Raw genomic sequence first — 18,113 nt, 5'->3', positions numbered from 1 at the left:
CGTTTAGGTATGTGTTAATTACATTTAATTTATCTTCTACTTTATATTTAGACACAAAAACACCCCAAAGTTTTGTACAAACTTTGGGGTGCAGTGCATGGGTGTCTTTTTTTAATTTTAATATTGGATTTTCTCACTATATAAAAAATACTGTATATTTGAAAACTATTAATATTTCACCAAATATTGCCTGTCCTTTCATTTAAATAATCTTTAATTCTATTCTTAGCTATATTTAAATATTCATATTCCATATCTATTCCGATGGATCTAACACCAAGTTGTCTACAAGCGACACATGTAGTGCCACTACCAACAAACGGATCCAAAACTAATGAATTCTTATTTGTTGATGATTCAATTATTCTTTTGACTACTGATAATGGTTTTTGCGTTGGATGTTTACCAAAGCGTTTCTCTTTTCTTTGAATTGTAGGGGTTTTCCAAACATCCTTCATTTGTTTCCCTCCGTTTAATTTACGCATAAAACTATAGTTAAACAATTGATTGCCATGTTTTCTTTTAACCCACAGTATTGTTTCGGTTGAATGAGTAAACATCCTTCGACTTAAATTAGGTGCCGGATTTGATTTTTGCCAAGTGATATTATTTAAAATTTTCCATCCCATTTTTTGAACTAAATACCCAAGCATATAAATATTATGCATTGAACCAAAGACCCAAAAAGTTCCGTCTTTTTTTAATATTCTGTCAACTTCATTCAAAAAACGAGAATAAAACTCTTCTGGATCTTGTACTTGATCCCATTTCCCTTTATCAACGCTTACTTTTTTCCCCCCACAATTAGAAAATCCCCCGTTACTAAGAAAATATGGCGGATCGGCCACTATAACATCTATAGACTTGTCTCTGATTTTTTTCATGCACTCAAATGAATCTGAGTGAATAAGCGTTGTAACATGATCATTAAATATTACTTTCATTAATTTCGCCTCTAAAATTTAGTTATTTTGTAATGTTTTTACTCCACCTTATCAATAAACTTATTTTACTTATTAATACATGAATCATATGAAAAATTAATATATTAGTACACTATCTTCCGTATATTTAAACATACGAAAAAATATAATTTTCAAACTAAAAAAAGCTTCTAGAAAATTTTCTAGAAGCTTTTTATTAGTAATATATAACTATCTCCAAATTTCAACAGAATCATTTGAGAATTTATTTGATCTATCTTTAATGAATTCATTACTTACTTCATTATTTTTATCAGACAAATCTATAGCTAGTTTCTTATTTGCTAAAATTTTGGAATTATTCAATATTTCTATTCTATGTTCTTTTGGTAATCGTCTATTGACTTTAATATTACTCATATATTTTTTAAGAACTTCAGGTTCAACAAACGTCCACTCACCTATAAACCCAGTATTATTATCATCTTCATTAGACTCATTAAAATCAGTAAATAAGCATAATTTTAAATCGTTTTTCTTGAAAAGATTGTAATAATATTCGTATTCATCACCACCAAAAATACTTGATAGTGAGTAAATATATTCTTCAAACAAACAATATGTTAATTTAGCATATCCTTCATTTTTCTCTGCTCCGTTAAATTTAGTAACTGAGTAATTAGCAATAACCATATTATCATCATACATCCAACTACTAATTTCATTTAGGATTCCTTCGACATCTAATGAATCAAATGTTGATGCGTTCCATATCTTTTGAGATAATTCAGCAATTTTACGAGTTAGCGAATTATTAGGATCTCCGCAAATTATATTATTTCTCATAATCAAAGATCTTATCTTGTTCATTATCTTAAGCATGTCATCAGTTGAAAAACCTTGTTTAAATAAAGATAATACCAATGGATAATGTAATTCTTCTTTCATGGATTTAAGAGTTAATAAAACATCTATAAGTTCTTTTTTCCCCTCTCCACGATAACTATTAAGTATATTATCCATTTTTGATGCGAAAGTCATTTTTGTTGAATTTACTAAGATATTAAAAATGTCTTTTAAGTCAAATAACTCGTTTATAAATATCTCTGCAGTTCCATGGTCTTTAACTTCCTTGCTAACCACTCTGAATAACTCTTTAGCTGTAGGAGAACTATACTTAGCCCAAACGTAACTACGTACAAATTTTGCTATAATTTTTTCATTTCCAAGAGTTTTCTTCATATCAGCCCAAGTTTTATCAAACTCATCATCTCCATTAGAGAAAGATAAAAGATGAGACTTAATAATATCAGCAGAACTAAGCTCTTTACCTCTTGCATTAACAGTCTCAAAAATTAAAAACGCATTTAGCTTATCTGTCCCATTGATTATAGAAATTTCAAACTTTCTCGCGAAGCAGCTAAATATTTTTTTTAAGGATATATATTTTTCATCAATACTTTTGCCACCTATGTATTCGTTTATACAAGACTTAATTTTATTATAATTAGTGTCTAAATTCTTGATAGCACCTTTTTTCTCAATATTAAGTGTGGGGATATCATCAGATAAAAGCGTCTCAAAGAATCTTTGGGACAAATTGTCGCCAAAATCATCTTGTAGATGGAATCTTATGTTACTCTTATCTACTTCTCCAAATCCATCTTCTACAAATAGTAATTCATTTATTTTATCGATTAATTTTTGAAGTTGATTAACATTTTCGTTTGCTGGATGCTTTTTATATAAATTATTTTTTTCGTTTCTAATAACATCTTTTAAAGCCCCTAAAAATAAAAATGTTGTAGTAATTCTTTGTTGTCCATCAATAATTTGAGTTACACCATCTTCATCATAGGTAATGATTTGTCCAAAGAAATGTTCATTTTTGTATCCGTCATCTATATCTTCAATTAAGTTAGTTAAATCTTCCCATAAATCAATTATCTGTGGTTTTTCCCAAGAATAATCCCTTTGGAAAGATGGAATTTTTAAACTATCGTTATTTTCTAAATATACAAATAAATTCATATTTTGAGAACTATTTTTTTCCATTTATTTTCTCCTAACAAATATAATAATACAGAAATTATATCATAATCTATTAATTAATCACCTGGTCATCATCGTTTCTTCGCATTCATGTTCCAATTTCACTAAGTAACATGATAATAGGTACAAAGCGATGACAAGCAACCAATATCTCAATTCTCTTCCTTGAATCAAGTTCACAAGAACCATTATATTATTCGTTATAAAACTCACTATCACCAAAGTTCTTCGTAAATATAAATTAATTTTTTGAAATTTTGTTAAATCATTTTTCCACATTGTTGTTAAAATTACACCTCAAATACTAGTCCTCAAAAAAAGATTCCCAATCAACACCATCGATTAAAACATGAAGTACAAGAAGAACGAACGTTAATACAAATACCACAAAAGCGATAAAAATCCTTAGTTCTGAAACTGGCGGAAATAGAATATCATCAACGATTAACCCTATTGAAACAAAATATTAAATAAATATAATAACTACCCTTAAATTGGAAGAGAATTGTTTAACTTTAGTCTTTGGTTCCATCTGATCTACTCCGTTTCATATGTATTCCCCGTTTGCACGGGGTATTGTTTACCACTTAAACAAGTTGAAAGTTGTCTTATGGTAGACCTTGTTATATAACGCCTTATGTGGATTATTAATCCATCCCATGCCCTTCTTACCATAGTATGGGTTAACTGCACGTTTCATTGAACGTACCGCACGTCCTCTTGTCCGTGCTGATAATGACTTTTTCCAGCTTGGCTTTCTCATGCCAAATTTCATGTCTATCATCTTCTTTTTTATAGGCTAATGTAATTATACAACTTATCTAATTCATTGAAAACAAACGACAAAATTTGTATTTATCTCACACATATGGTTAAATCTCTGCAAATAAACCAGATGAAATACGCCAATCCATCGTCGATGACAATAACGATAGAAATGGCTGGAAAAATATCGCCCAAAAATAAAAGCACACAGGAATGTGTGCTTTTATTTTTTCGATGGTGGATCTTGTGGCGCAAACCAGGTTGGATGTTTTTTGTGTATTCTTTCGGTGATAAAACTATAAATGAGGTATAAGAACATCAATATAACTCCGCCAACTGCAGAAATAATGGTGTAAGTCAAAAATTCATGCCAATTATGTGCAGTAAAGCCATTGGATAATAAGTCGGAAATCATCCCAATTACTGCACCAACCACTGCCACAACAATGATTAAGAAAATCCATTCCTTTACGGTTTCGAACTTTGTTTTTGCCTTTTTCATCGGCTCTTCTCCCTTCGAAAAATGTATAAATTTGTATTAATTTTTTTACTAAAAGTTATTCAGCAAGTTAAAATTATAGAATTATAATTGACTAGTAAAAGATATCTATCACCTAGTACAAATCAGTAATCGAGGAGTGAATGCGATGAAAAAAACATCATTTATATTTATCCTAATATTCCTTTCACCGTTAATGGAACTTTCCCGATATCCAATCTTTTATTCAATAGATGAGCCTTTTTTATATGCAGTTATTGAGGTTCTAACTGCATTTATTATCCTAATGGCGATTATTCTTTATCTGTACCATAGCATACTCAGCAAAAAAATGATTGATGTTTTCCACAATAATCATTTTAATTTTCGGTTAATAGCAATCGGAATCGAGCTACTTATCCTAGCGGTTTCCTTTGTCCTACTAACTGCCAAACCGCACGACAGTTTTAAGACCCATCTATCAAATCTAATTGGATATACTGACCCAAGATTACAGCTACTGTGTATTATCGCTGGCCTAACATTAACGCCAATCGTCATTGAACTATTTTTTAGAGACTTAATTCAGTCCTACTTAAAAGACCATTTTAGCGCAAAATACGCTATTCTATTCTCATCAGTTATTTTTGGGATATCCCATTCTTTATTTAACATTATTTCATTAATATACTACATATTGGCTGGTATCTTGTTGGGTAAATCAAGAGAGGAATCAAACGGAATAATAGCACCAATCATATTCCACTGTTCATGGGACGTTTTAATACTATTGATGCTATGGATATATTAAAAAGCATACGTCAAAGCGTATGCTTTTTTATTTGATATTGATCCAAATGATTGCGCCTAATAGCAATACATCGATGATTGTCATTACGACGTTAAACCATTTAGTTCGACTATGGAAATCAACAATCAGCATGTTTCTCAATCCTACTGGGATAGAAAGCATTGCCAATCCAGCAATAAAGATTACTAAACTGTGGACGCTAAATAATAATATTAAAACGTATAGTAAAAAAATGGTCCAAACAGTGTTACTGTATTTTTTCATTATCATCACTCCGGTAAAACGTAAAACTTATGTATAGCAATTTATGATAAAAAATTAATTTTAAGTTAAAAACTACTTATTAAGTTTATATATCTATTAATGATTTAAGTCAATAAAAATAAAAAAAGAACTGCCAAAACTTGGCAGCTCTTTTTAATGATCATAATTTGAACCATTATACGTGTAATTATAGTATTTTCCTTCATTTTCTTTTTGTATAAACATATCAAATCGATGTAGATTAACAGACTCTTCATACTTAAATTGGATTGTCTTCATTTCGTGAACCCCTGCAAACAATCCGAAGATAATTACTAAAAGCCATCCGATTACATGGTTAATAGCTTTTGATGGTTTCTTGTTACCATACTTTCTTTGCCCCTCTTCTTGAGATTGCTGACATAGCAACACAAAGATTACTATCCATCCAAAAATTGGAACTAGAAATAACAATAAGAACCATCCAGATATATTAGCATCGTGTAGTCTTCTGCACATACTAAATATTAGACTAATTGAAACAAAATACTTACAGAAAGCAAAAACAAACCCGTAGCATTTTAAAAGTCTTACTCCCGATGCAGAATCATGTAACGAAGCGTAACTCAATGACCAAATCAAATGGAATGACACAGCGAAAATCATCATCCATAAGAAACCCAGCCAGTATTCTTTTCTAGAAGAACATCCAGCAATAGTATATAAATGTTTAAAGTAGCCTTTTAAGACATCCGTTGAACTGATCTTATCTTTATCAACAATTATTTGATTATCCTCTTGGTTAGATCCACAGAAACTGCAAAAAATATCACTATAAGCCATTTGGTTTCCACAGTTTGAACAATACTTTATACTCATTTAAAATTCCTTTCCAACTTTGTTACTATCGATAAAGCATAAAATGCATCTCGCTGATATACATTCCGATGTATAACCACGCTGCTAACATTGAATAAATTACATACAGCACAATTACCCGAATTTTTCTGGACTTATTCATACTAACGTTTATATACTTATTGCCGTTTACAACAGATTTTTGACAAAACATGACAAGTAACGCGATGATACCCAAAAAAGGAATGAAACCAAGACAAATAAAACGTCCAGATAAGTTAGTATCATGTAGTCTTCTAACGGCTACAGATAAAGACGCAATCGCTATCACACTTGATACAAGTCCTAATATAACTGAAATCGCAAAAAGAAAAGCTGGATGAATTTCAGAGAATACAATCGCTGATCTGTAGTTAATACCAACGTATGCATTTGCATAAAGAATGCCAAACAATGCTATCGCTTTGAATAAGTAGAACCACCAATATTCAGCCCTGGTGGCGACACCACTTAAGTTAAATACATTTTTCAAGCATTTGGTTACGGCATCAGTAAAGCGAATCATTTTAGTGCTATCTTTCTCTAAATTACTTATAGAGTTATTTTCTATGTATGATTGTCTTGTTCCACAATTTGAACAAAAAGAATCACCTACGGATAGTTCAGTACCGCACTTTGAACAATATTTTATTTCCATTCATTAATCAATCCTTTAAATATATTATATTTCAAAGATACACTGAGTAAATTTTCTTTTCTATAAAGGTTAAAACATTCTTATCATGAATAAAAGATACAAATTAATATTTAACTAAACATTACTTTGCTTTTAATAAAAAAAGAACTGCCAAAACTTGGCAATTCTTTTATATAGATATTATAGGTCGTAACCAACCATGATATTCTTAAAGGCATTTAAGCAGCCTTTATCAATGCGTTGGTTTAAAAATCTTTCGTTAGTAATATTTGAGTTATCGAAGTATGAAGAAGACATGTTAACTTCTGGGCATAGTTCAATAAATTTTTTGATCATATTATCGTCAAATGAATGTGGTTGAACATCGATGCTTAAACCAAATTCTTGATGGTAGAAGCACATTACCATTTGTTTTAATAATACTGTCATCGCACGATTTGGAACAGTTGTGATGTCAGCTTCAACTTTTAGGACATCATAGTAACGATCAAACAATTGGTATTGAGCGTTGTATCCTTGAACCACGTTAATTCTGGCAACCTTGATGTTTTCCATTGAGTAGCCTGAATCCAGCATGTCTTGTTCACGTTTTGATAATTCATCGCTCTTAATGTATTTGATTGGGTCAGTTCTTAGGATCATTTCCACGTTAGGAATGTCATCCTTAGAAGATGTAACTGGCTTGTAAACCATACTATTGAATTGGAATGATGTTTCTTTTGACATTGAGGCGTCAATGTTTTGAGCATTGTTATAACGCGCTTGTTCTACCTCTCCGTGGTTCTTAATTACTACGTATACAATCACCGCTAAAGCAATAATGATACCGATAGTAATCGCTAATATCGGATTAGCTACCACACATAAAAGTAAAAATATTAGAACTAACGCTCCTGAACAACCTAATCTCATCTACTAACACTCCAATCATCCTTAAAAAATCATTACAATTCTATTATAATATTTTTTTGCTTTACATTACAGAAAAAATACACAAAAAAAGAGCCATAACGGCTCTTTTTTTAATTAGTTGATAGAAATTGAATGCTTGGATTGTTTTTCAGCAGATTTAGGTACCATGATATCCAAGATACCACCATCATACTTTGCACCAATCTTATCAGTGTCCGCATCAGGTAAGTAGAATGAACGACTCACATCGCTAGATGTTCTTTCGCTTCTAATTAACTTACCTTCTTTGTCTGTTTGTTCCTTATTCAAATCGTGAATAGCGTGGATTGTTAAAGTATCATTTTCATAATTAATTTCAATATCTTCCTTCTTAAATCCAGGTAGTTCAGCCTTTACTTCGAATTCGTCATCATTTTCGATAACATCTGTCTTCATCTTTGAGGAGTTAACCATGTTTCTGCCTAATCCATCAAAGAAGTTGCTCATTGGATCCATAAAGTCGTTGAATACATTGTTTCTTACTTCGTTTGCCATAAGATATCCCTCCTATTATTTGAGTTAATTAGTTAATGTCAATTTTGTGTGCTTCTTCATCCTTTACTGCTTGCTTTGGTAATGTAATCTTTAGGATACCGCCATCGTAGTCAGCAGATACATTATCAATATCGATATCAGGTAGGTAGAATGCACGAGCGATATTGCTTGAAGTGCGTTCCTTTCTTAATACCTTACCTTCCTTGTTAGTGTCTTCCTTACTCAAATCATGTGTAGCATGAATGCTTAGAGTATCGTTGTTGTAATCTAGATGAATTTCATCCTTCTTGAAACCAGGTAATTCAGAGCTTACTACGTAATTATCTTCGTTTTCAATAACGTCAGTCTTCATTTGATTACCAGCAACTGAATTGAAGAAATTCTTACCAAAATCACCGAAGAAATCGTTCATTGGATCAAATACATTGAAATCTCTGTTTCTTAATTCGTTAGCCATAATCAAAGCCCCTTTTCATTATTTTATTTTCAAGATTTAGTTGATAGTTATTTATTTCCTATCAACAATTCTTATATTAGTCAGTATTGGTCAAATAGTCAAGAGAAAATTAGCACTTTATTTAGTAGAGTGCTAAAAACACGTTATAAACGTTGATATAACAGCATTTATTTTTAATAAAAAATTTAAAAAATATAAAAAAAGACGATTCTTTTTTCAGAATCGTCTTTTTGATCAAAGGTTTAATTTTATAAACCAAACCACCAATATTCATATTTATCAAAAAATATTTTAATACCATCTATTCTAAGGTTATCGAAATAATCCTGATAATTCTTTTCATTTTTTCCATCGTTACCATTTAGCCACCAGCTTGAATTAAATAAAGCACAGAATTCAACAGTTGGCTTAGGTTCATCTTTTAATTGATTAAAATTGTTTTGGTACAATCTTCTTTTGTTAACAAATCCAAACATCTTTTCATCAACGGAACCTGATCTTTGTTGCCATTTCTTTTCAACTATATAAACTGTATTAGTTTCAAAATTAAAGAAACATTCATCAGGTTTCCAATTCTTATGATTTACATTTTCTAAACCATAAGAGTCTTTTAAAACATTATAAAATTGATTTTGATTAGTAATCACACCGACAAAGTAATCATCTTTTAGTCTAATCAAATCATAGACTGGAGAAGTTGAACCTTGGAAAGGTAATGATTCAACATCTTTAAATTCATGAGGAATTAATTTATATTCATCATATAAATATGTATTGATACTAGTTGCTAAATCAGTATCATGTTCAAACTTAAGTCCACTTTTATTAGTGTTAGCTCCACCAATACCACCTTTTTTCAAAAAAACACCCCCAATATGAGACATTATATCCCATTTGGAGGTGATTTTTTAGTATGTTGTTATAATTACTTCTCCAACTTTTCCTCTCTTTTTACCGTTTGAGTTCAAAACACGATTTGCTTGGACATGATGAATAGTAAAAATTGAATCAGCATAAAGTTCTTCTATCAATGGAACATCAGCATTTGATAGCATCACTTTAACGCCTTTTTTAGCTAATTCTAAAGCCATATCAGCTAATTCTTTTTGTTGAACTAAACCAAATCCATTTTTGGTATAGCTTGTAAAACTTGAGGTAGGTGTAACTGGAATATATGGCGGATCCAAGTAAACAAAATCTCCTGTTTTTGCATTCTTTATGCAATCCATATAATCGCCGTTTGAAATTGTAATATCATTACTTGATAGGTAATTCCCAACTTGATGTATGTTATCAACGTTAAAATTCAATGTTTTATGGCCACCATAAGGTACATTATTTTGTCCTTTTTGGTTAACTCTCCATAATCCATTGTACCCAGCTTTATTCATGTATATAAATCTTGTCGCTCTTTCCAATTCGGAAAAATCAACAATTCTTCCATCTCTATCAGCTGAACGATAATCAAGATAGAAGTCCTTTGAATCTTTTTCAACACACTCAGTAAGATTATCACTCAATTCTTGAGGATTATCGCGTACGATTTTCCATGCATTTGATAGTTCTTCATTAAAGTCATTAATTATGGCTTTCTTTGGAACTAACTTAAGAAGTAAAGCCCCTCCACCAATAAATGGTTCGTAATAATCATTATATTCATTAGGAACACGTTTTAATAATTCTGGTAGTAATTGACGTTTTCCTCCAACCCATTTGATAAATGGAGTTAGTACTGGTTTATTTAGTTCATCCATTAAAGTATCCGTATCAATTTCTAATGCTTTGGAAATTGCATTTACTTGTTCTTCATTCCATTTATCAGGACTGGTTGTAGTTAAAAAGCGCAGTGTTGAATAAGGAATATTTGAAAGTTCAGACAGTTTTTTTAAATTCAATCCTGCCATTTTGACAATGTTCTCAAAATTATTTTTCATGTCCATCTCTTCTTTGCATTTATTGACTTAATTATATCAAAAATAACAATATAATTGGGTAAAAAAAGACGATTCAATCGAAGAATCGTCTTTTTGATCAAAGTTTTTTATTTAAACATTGCACCGTAAGCCCAACCAATAAATTTACCTTGGTAGTAAGCCTTGTAGTAGTACTTCTTCCAACCGTCTTTCTTAGCACGTTGGGTGATTTGTACTGGGGTGTATGCGTATCCAGTACCGTAGTTGGTAACGTGAATATCAGCGAATCCACTGTTACCAACGTGATTGTAGAAGTTTACCTTTGGGTGCATTCTAACAATCTTAGTAGCGTGGTACTTGGAATAAGTCACGTTTGGTACCAAACCATTAGAGTTAATCCAACCTAATACCTTACCGCTTTTTAGAACACGGTAGTAAGTACGACCATTTGAAGTATTCTTGGCCACGGAGTTGATACTAATCTTCTTAGCAGCGTAAGAATTACTCTTATGGACGGCCTTAGTTTTTTTCTTGTATCTGTTATCTCCAGGTACATGGTTATAAATCTTTAGACCAGTACCACCAGCAATTGTCATTGATTTATCAACGGCAGTATAATCAACATTCTTAACTACGGCCTTTTTCTTTGGCTTAGTGGTAGTTGAAGCGGTGTTGGTACTATTACTGTTATTGTTGGTGTCGGTATTGTTGTTATTAGTGTTGGCAGCTTGTTGGTTAGCTTGGCTAGCCGCATTCTTTTGCGCAGCACTTTGTTTCTTGTTTACCTTTTTAGAAGATTGATCACTCTTTGGAGCAGTAATCTTTGGTATAGGAGTAGGATTTGTGGCATCGGCAACGTCACCAATGAACCAGTTAGCATCCTTTGAGGTAAACATACTTGCATCAAGGTTTTTACCTAGTGCATTTGAATGGAATTTATCTGTAAATTGCCATAAGACATGTTCTCTGGCAGGTTCGTTGTTTTGGTATGCGGCTAACCAGTAACCGTCATAGTTAGCAACTGAACTAGCTGCGTTTTGAACCATGAAATTAGCATATGAATAGAATAAAATCTTACGTTGACCAACTAATTGTCTCAATGCCTTCAACCATGCATCGGTTGATTCATTGGTTCCACCAGAAGTAACAGTTTGTGATTCATAGTCATTTACGTAAAATCTTGCTCGTGGTGCGCGGCTGTATAGCACTTTGGCTTCATAAGCGGCATCGCTAGGATTTTCGTATTGACTAAATGAATATACCCCGTATGGGATACCATACTTGTCCATTAGATCACGATTGTGTTCAAATGTCTTGTCGGCATAAGCACTACCGTATTGCACTCTTAAAATAACGAATGGAACTTCATTTTTTAATTGTTGTGCTTGGGTATCTGTAAGGCTACCTTGCCATTCTGACATGTCATAAACGGTGTTTGATGTGTTAGCGTTACTTGCATCAGCAATCGCTGGTACAGAGGTGCTAGCAAGCATCAAACCGATTACGGCAACAATCGAGAACCATAATCCTTTTTTTCTCATATAAAGATATAAAGAAATTAAAAAATTAATTTATATCTTATACACCTCCTCTTATCGTTTTATCATTATTGCATATTGTAACAGAGCCAGAGGGGTAAAAGAAAGATAATTCCATATTAAATTTTAGAAAAACTTTGTAATATTTAATATTTTATAAATTAATATTTACTGTAAAAATTGATCCAGTTGGGTGATTATCACGGACATGAATTCGACCATGATGTTGATCGACAATCCATTTAGCAATTGATAATCCCAAACCAGTTCCCCCAGTCTTGGAATTTCTAGACTTATCTGTACGGTAGAAACGTTCAAAGATACGTGCCTTGTCCTCGTCAGGAACACCATTTCCAGTATCGGAAACCACAATCTTTAGATTACTGTGGTTCTTTGCAATCTTCACGGCAACAGTGCCACCCTTTGGTGTGTATTTCATCGCATTATCAATTAAGATAACCACCAATTGTTTAATCAAATCGGCATCAATATGGCCAGTTCCATCGACATCGATGGTGTCGACAAATGACTTGTTTTGACTTGTGGCAATCTCATTGAATGGTGACAAGACACCTTCAAAGAATGGTTTCAATTCAACATCAGAACGTTGTGCCTGCACGATATTGGAATCAGAACGCGCTAGTGTTAATAGTCGTTGGGTTAAGACCTTTAAATGCTTAACCTCTTCTAAGGTTGTCGATACTGGTTGAATCTGATCGACGACTTTATCGTTTGGTTTGGTTAGCAAGAATTCCATTTGGTTTTGAATAACCGTTAATGGCGTTCTCAATTCATGGGCGGCATTGGAACTGAATTCCTTTTGTCTGTGCCATGAATTAATGATTGGTTTCATACTCGACTTAGATAGGTAGTAAGCGATTAAAATCGCGATTGCCCAGAAGAATACCAAGGTCACAATCAATGCTTCGACGAAACTGTGTAAAGCAAGTAAATCAGCATCGATATTTTGCAAAATCAATACATAATTACCCGCATACTCGGGATTGGTGTTGTCGTCGGACACCTTTAATAGAATCCCTCTAAACGTAGTCACGTAGTTGTGAGACCACAAAGTAATTTCTTCAACTTGATTTAATTTTCTATTCTTAACGGTCAACTTACTCAATAGCTTGTAGTTTCTTTGACCAAGCATTCCCCTATTGGAGATAATTCCCTTTTTATTGAAGACAATCACATTAGTCTGGAAATCACTATTGTTGTAGTTGTTAAACGGATTGAAGCCTCCGGGACGTTGATTAACACTCAATGGGCCTTCATTGGCGTAAGTGTTTCTTTCAATTCGTTCTTTTTGGCGGTTCAACCCAGCGTCGATGTTGGAGTAAATCGACTTTTGGAAGAAGAAGTAAACAATTAATCCTAAAATCGCAAATAAAATCGCAAAACCAATTAGTTCCTTAATGAACAACTTAATTTGTTGTTTATGCTCTAAGATGCGATCTCTCATTGATTAGATCCCTCTAGCATGTACCCTACGTTTCTTAGGGTCTTGATTGGGTTTTCTCCAGAAACTTGTTTAATCTTCTTTCTTAAGTTACTCATGTATACCTCAACTACTGATAATGAAGTTTCAGAATCAAATCCCCATAGACGATCGAAGATTTGGTCCTTGGTAATAATAGTAGAAGGATTTTGCATGAAGTAGACCAATAGGTCGTATTCTTTTCCGTTTAATTTCAATTCTTGATGTTGGTATTCAACGTAGTGGCGACCTAAATCAACATTAAATTCGCCCACTGACAATGTGTTGTTATTACCAAGACGACCTGTTCTCTTTAACAAGGCCTTTACACGAAGGATTAGTTCTTCACGATGGAATGGCTTAGTTAAGTAATCGTCGGCGCCTAATTCGAACCCATGCACCTTATCAGCCATGGTATCCTTGGCGGTCAAAATTAAAACGGGCATGTCGATTTCATCATCTACTCGCCAGTGTTTTAAGATATCGTATCCACTGACTTCCGGTAGCATTAAATCTAAAATTGCGATGTCATAGATGTTGTCTTGGCCCATCATTTGGCCTTCAAAACCATCGTTTACCACCGTTGTGTTTCCGATTGGTGATAAGAATTGAGCCACACTGGCTGCTAAGTTTTCGTCGTCTTCGACGATTAAGATATTTAAACCATCCATGTTAATCATTCCTTTCGATTTCAATTAATTTTGTCATTTAAGTTAAGTTTATGATTGCTTTAAGATTAGTTTAATTTTCTTAAACTAGACTTAAATCATTCCAAAAAAGGAAGTGCCCAACCATGATAAATATTTTGCGGCAGTTTTTTAAATTCGGAATTGTTGGTCTTATCAATACCATTCTAACTTATCTTATCTATTCAATGTTGTATAAAGCAACTTCTCCTACTTTTGCAATGGCGATTGGATACGGTACTACATCGATTATTGGTCTAACCATTAATCAAAAGTGGGTATTTAAAGCCAACCATGACTGGATGATCGTCGTTAAATACTACCTTACTTACCTTTTAACATGGACCTTGAGTATCTTAGTGACAGAAGTGGCAAGTAACTATTTCCACGTTATTGAAAGCATTATCCCCCTAATCACACTTCTAGTCACTACGCCTACCAACTTCTTATTAAGTAAGTATTGGGTATTTAGAAAAACTGAATTAAAGGAGGCATCTGCCAATGAATGAACCGACAGACAAGAAGCCTAGCTTCTTCCAACGACATAAAGTCGACTGGGTGTTAGCCATTATTCTCCTAATTGCATTAGGCTTGTACGGTTACGGAACATGGAAGACTGGTTCTGCCAACGACTTCTATACTTCCGCCATCACTAGTATGACCCAAAGTTTTAAAAACTTCTGGTATGCCAGTTTTGATCCAGCCGGATACATCACTGTCGATAAACCACCTGTTGCCCTATGGTTCATGGCTATCTCAGCTAAAATCCTAGGTGTTTCAAACTTCAGTGTGGTCCTACCATCAGTATTATTCGGTGTCGGATCCGTCTATCTAATGTATCGACTAGTAACTCCTTACTTTGGTCGATTCGCAGGTAGAATCGCTGCGTTAGTAATGACAATTACCCCCATTGTTGTTGCTGACTCTCGTACCAACAATATGGATGCTACTCTAATCTACTTCCTATTGTTAGCAATCTGGATGCTACAAAAATCCATTAACAAGCACAACATGTTCTGGTTAATCGGAAGTTTTGCTACCATCGGATTCGCGTTTAACATCAAAATGCTACAAGCTTTCATGATTATTCCAGCAATGCTTATCTTCTACTGGTTAGCATCAAATGATTCATGGAAGAAAAAGATTGGTAAGTTATCACTTGCCACAATCGCCTTAGTCGTATTCACCCTATCATGGCCACTATCAGTTGATATGACATCAGCTAATAGTCGTCCATATGAAGGTGGATCACAACACAACTCAGTATTAGAACTAGCCTTTGGATACAACGGTACGCAAAGATTACTAGGTCAAACTACTGGTACCGGTGGTGCCTTCAAGGGTATGGGTAGCAACTCCTCTAAGGGTTCTAACCAACCTGGCGGTAACACCAAATCAAACAGCAACAACAAGATGACGCCACCAAGTGGCAAGATGGGTAAAATTAACCCATCTAAGAACATGAAATCTCGTGGTAACTTCCCTGGAGGAAACAACCGCGGTGGTATGAAGATGAATGGTAAAGGCGGCATGGGTGGTGCCGGTGGTGCATTTAACATCGGAACTGCTGGTCCACTTCGTCTATTCCAATCAGCTTTAGGACCACAAATTAGTTGGTTATTACCATTCTCCATTATCGGTATGATTGCCGCATTCATCGGCTTCGCTGATCCTAAGCGTAAATGGTACCAACTTACTACTCGTCAAAAACACACTGTCTTATGGACAGGTTGGTTAGTGCCAGTTTACGGATTCTTCTCCGTAGCTAGTTTCTTCCATCCTTACTACACCATCATGTTAGCTCCCGCCATTGCAGCACTTGCTGGACTTGGGTTAGCAGCTATGCTGGACTTGTTTAAACGTTTCGGTCTAAACAATTACAAGGCATACTTCCTACCACTAGCAATCGTTGTTACTGCTGGACTACAAGCATGGTATGTATCAAGCTACTACGCATGGTTAAGTGTCTTAATCATAGTCGTAGCAGTTCTAGCAAGTATCTTATTACTTGTCTTCAAAGCTAAACCTGCCGGAAAGGCTATCGTTATCGTAGGGCTACTATCAATTGCAGTAGCACCTAGTTTCTGGTCATTAACCCCTACCCTTGCTAAAGAATCTGCAGCTATTCCAACCGCTGGTCCCGATCTCTTAACCAGTGGTGGTAATAACTCAGGTGGAATTGGTAACGGAACAGTTAATACCAAATTGTTGAACTATTTAACTAAGCACCAAGGCAATGCCAAGTACCTATTTGCAACCGCAGATTCTGGCACTGCTGCTCCATATATTATTAAAACCAAGAAAGCCGTCATGGCAATGGGTGGTTTCAATGGAACTGACCCTGCTATGACATTAAGCAAATTCAAGCAATTAGTAAAATCTGGACAAGTTAAATACTACCTAGATGAAGGTAAGTCAGGTTCTACTAACAGCACGATTGTTAACTGGATCAAGAAACATGCTAAGAAGGTCAGTGCAAGCGAATATGGTGGTTCAACCAGCACTACTTCTTCATCCAATTCAATGACATTTACCATGAAGAAAGGCGCATCTGCTAAGATGGCCAAACCTAGTGGTAAGCAATCAATGAGTATGGGTGGTGGACCATCTAACATGAGCAACGGTACCTTATATGACCTTTCCAGCATTTATTAATCTGGAGGTGTCTCATGCCAAATAAAACTAACAATATCTCCATTGTTCTCCCCGTTTACAATGAAGAAGATGGCATCAAAAACACCATCGAAGTTCTAGAAAACTTCGTGGAATGCCAAATTGAAACTTACGAAATTATCTTTGTGGATGACGGCTCTGTCGATTCAAGCGTAGATATTATCCGTCACGCACAATCACAATACGAAAACATTAGATTGGTCGAATTTTCAAGAAACTTCGGTCACCAACTAGCAATTACCGCTGGTATTCGATACGCAAAAGGTGATGCGGTTGTCGTCATGGATGCGGATTTACAAGATCCCCCATCTGTTATCCCTAACATGATTGAAAAGTGGCAAGAAGGCTTTGACGTTGTCTATGGAAAACGCCTTATCCGTGAAGGCGAATCCTTCTTCAAACGTTTCTCTGCGAAAGCCTTCTACCGTGTAATGCGTAAAGTCGCAAACGTTGATATCCCCCTTGATACCGGTGACTTTCGCCTAATGGATCGTAAAGTGGTTGATGCACTTTCCAAATTAAACGAACCTGAGCCATTCTTTCGTGGCTTAGTTTCCTGGGTTGGTTTTAAGCAAACTGCCGTAACTTATGAACGACAAGAACGAAATGCGGGAGTCACAAAATACCCCCTAACTAAAATGATTAGACTAGCATCTGATGGAATCACCTCATTCTCCGAAATCCCCCTCAAGATAGTAAATTATACCGGTTTCATCAGTATTATTGCTGGAATCATTTATGGATTAATCACCGTCTTCACTGGTATCTCGACACTTACATTTGCAATCTCCCTAATGTGTGTCCTATCAGGAATGATCATGCTTGCGCTGGGCATAATCGGTGATTATCTATACCGCACTTTTGATGCTTCCAAACATCGTCCTCAATATGTCGTTTCTAACTCTTACGGATTCAATAACCATCCCGGAAACATCGCCACGATAAAGAAACATCATGGCTAAGAAAATCCCCTCGGCAATCTGCCGGGGGGATTTTTTTGCATTTATATAGAACAAACGTTCTTAAAAACATAGAGAAACCGCGTCAAATCTGATAAAATAGGGTTATTATCAAATATTAAAAAGGAAGTTTA

19 protein-coding genes are annotated in these 18,113 nt (G+C 34.4%); 4 read left to right on the top strand and 15 right to left on the bottom strand.

All coding sequences use genetic code 11. The annotated features are described in order from the left end of the window. Positions 1 to 176: 176 nt before the first annotated feature. The 4 genes from KTJ72_RS06695 to KTJ72_RS06680 all read right to left on the bottom strand — a co-directional run bounded on the left by KTJ72_RS06695 (position 177) and on the right by KTJ72_RS06680 (position 4,242). Positions 177 to 944: a DNA-methyltransferase gene (locus tag KTJ72_RS06695; RefSeq protein WP_041152489.1), complete on the bottom strand. Its 768-nt coding sequence runs from the start codon at positions 942 to 944 to the stop codon at positions 177 to 179. 210 nt (positions 945 to 1,154) lie between these two features. Next, positions 1,155 to 2,978 carry a DUF262 domain-containing protein gene (locus KTJ72_RS06690; RefSeq protein ID WP_094750917.1) on the bottom strand — a complete coding sequence of 608 codons (1,824 nt, stop codon included), beginning with the start codon at positions 2,976 to 2,978 and terminating at the stop codon, positions 1,155 to 1,157. A 577-nt stretch (positions 2,979 to 3,555) separates the two neighbouring features. Then, a complete protein-coding gene (locus KTJ72_RS06685; protein ID WP_034531039.1) occupies positions 3,556 to 3,750 on the bottom strand; it encodes a hypothetical protein in 195 nt (64 codons plus the stop codon). Between the two features lie 213 nt (positions 3,751 to 3,963). Continuing rightward, positions 3,964 to 4,242 carry a hypothetical protein gene (locus KTJ72_RS06680; RefSeq protein WP_094750916.1) on the bottom strand — a complete coding sequence of 93 codons (279 nt, stop codon included), beginning with the start codon at positions 4,240 to 4,242 and terminating at the stop codon, positions 3,964 to 3,966. Positions 4,243 to 4,387: 145 nt separating this feature from the next. Between KTJ72_RS06680 and KTJ72_RS06675 the strand changes: the two genes are divergently transcribed. Further along, positions 4,388 to 5,029 (top strand): CPBP family intramembrane glutamic endopeptidase, encoded by a 642-nt coding sequence (locus KTJ72_RS06675; RefSeq protein WP_094750915.1) that lies wholly within the window; start codon positions 4,388 to 4,390, stop codon positions 5,027 to 5,029. Between the two features lie 27 nt (positions 5,030 to 5,056). On the opposite strand, the gene KTJ72_RS06670 is transcribed toward KTJ72_RS06675, so the two are convergent. From KTJ72_RS06670 to KTJ72_RS06620, 11 genes are all read right to left on the bottom strand, one after another. Then, positions 5,057 to 5,293, bottom strand: a complete 237-nt coding sequence (locus KTJ72_RS06670) for a hypothetical protein (protein ID WP_034534611.1) — start codon at positions 5,291 to 5,293, stop codon at positions 5,057 to 5,059. Positions 5,294 to 5,446: 153 nt separating this feature from the next. Beyond that, a complete protein-coding gene (locus KTJ72_RS06665) occupies positions 5,447 to 6,115 on the bottom strand; it encodes a DUF805 domain-containing protein (RefSeq protein ID WP_217304455.1) in 669 nt (222 codons plus the stop codon). A 61-nt stretch (positions 6,116 to 6,176) separates the two neighbouring features. Continuing rightward, positions 6,177 to 6,827 (bottom strand): DUF805 domain-containing protein, encoded by a 651-nt coding sequence (locus KTJ72_RS06660; RefSeq protein ID WP_217304454.1) that lies wholly within the window; start codon positions 6,825 to 6,827, stop codon positions 6,177 to 6,179. Between the two features lie 180 nt (positions 6,828 to 7,007). Then, entirely contained in the window at positions 7,008 to 7,739 is a 732-nt protein-coding gene (locus KTJ72_RS06655; protein ID WP_034534609.1) for a hypothetical protein, read from the bottom strand. Between the two features lie 114 nt (positions 7,740 to 7,853). After that, on the bottom strand, positions 7,854 to 8,273 hold the full coding sequence (locus tag KTJ72_RS06650) for an Hsp20/alpha crystallin family protein (protein WP_094750913.1): 420 nt from the start codon (positions 8,271 to 8,273) through the stop codon (positions 7,854 to 7,856). Positions 8,274 to 8,301: 28 nt separating this feature from the next. Beyond that, positions 8,302 to 8,730, bottom strand: a complete 429-nt coding sequence (locus tag KTJ72_RS06645; protein WP_094750912.1) for an Hsp20/alpha crystallin family protein — start codon at positions 8,728 to 8,730, stop codon at positions 8,302 to 8,304. Positions 8,731 to 8,978: 248 nt separating this feature from the next. Further along, positions 8,979 to 9,590: a PD-(D/E)XK nuclease superfamily protein gene (locus KTJ72_RS06640; RefSeq protein ID WP_238337235.1), complete on the bottom strand. Its 612-nt coding sequence runs from the start codon at positions 9,588 to 9,590 to the stop codon at positions 8,979 to 8,981. Positions 9,591 to 9,638: 48 nt separating this feature from the next. After that, positions 9,639 to 10,664, bottom strand: a complete 1,026-nt coding sequence (locus KTJ72_RS06635) for a DNA adenine methylase (protein WP_346726682.1) — start codon at positions 10,662 to 10,664, stop codon at positions 9,639 to 9,641. 107 nt (positions 10,665 to 10,771) lie between these two features. Next, positions 10,772 to 12,184, bottom strand: a complete 1,413-nt coding sequence (locus KTJ72_RS06630; RefSeq protein WP_217304453.1) for a GH25 family lysozyme — start codon at positions 12,182 to 12,184, stop codon at positions 10,772 to 10,774. A gap of 151 nt (positions 12,185 to 12,335) precedes the next feature. After that, positions 12,336 to 13,646: a sensor histidine kinase gene (locus KTJ72_RS06625; protein WP_041152481.1), complete on the bottom strand. Its 1,311-nt coding sequence runs from the start codon at positions 13,644 to 13,646 to the stop codon at positions 12,336 to 12,338. After that, positions 13,643 to 14,332, bottom strand: a complete 690-nt coding sequence (locus tag KTJ72_RS06620) for a response regulator transcription factor (protein ID WP_217304456.1) — start codon at positions 14,330 to 14,332, stop codon at positions 13,643 to 13,645. The genes KTJ72_RS06625 and KTJ72_RS06620 overlap by 4 nt, the downstream gene beginning before the upstream one ends. 203 nt (positions 14,333 to 14,535) lie before the next feature. Between KTJ72_RS06620 and KTJ72_RS06615 the strand changes: the two genes are divergently transcribed. Genes KTJ72_RS06615 through KTJ72_RS06605 form a run of 3 tightly spaced genes read left to right on the top strand, consistent with a single transcriptional unit; the run spans position 14,536 to position 17,982 of the window. After that, the gene (locus KTJ72_RS06615) at positions 14,536 to 14,856 is read left to right on the top strand and encodes a GtrA family protein (protein ID WP_249419574.1); all 321 of its coding nucleotides are present in this window, start codon (positions 14,536 to 14,538) and stop codon (positions 14,854 to 14,856) included. Continuing rightward, positions 14,849 to 17,002 (top strand): ArnT family glycosyltransferase, encoded by a 2,154-nt coding sequence (locus tag KTJ72_RS06610; protein WP_217304452.1) that lies wholly within the window; start codon positions 14,849 to 14,851, stop codon positions 17,000 to 17,002. The genes KTJ72_RS06615 and KTJ72_RS06610 overlap by 8 nt, the downstream gene beginning before the upstream one ends. A 14-nt stretch (positions 17,003 to 17,016) precedes the next feature. Beyond that, complete coding sequence (locus KTJ72_RS06605) at positions 17,017 to 17,982, top strand: glycosyltransferase family 2 protein (protein WP_217304451.1); 966 nt, start codon at positions 17,017 to 17,019, stop codon at positions 17,980 to 17,982. Positions 17,983 to 18,113 lie beyond the last annotated feature (131 nt).

Origin of the sequence: Apilactobacillus waqarii (assembly GCF_019061205.1) — a bacterium.
Taxonomy (GTDB): Bacteria; Bacillota; Bacilli; order Lactobacillales; family Lactobacillaceae; genus Apilactobacillus; species Apilactobacillus waqarii.
This window is presented reverse-complemented; position numbering and strand designations above follow the sequence as displayed.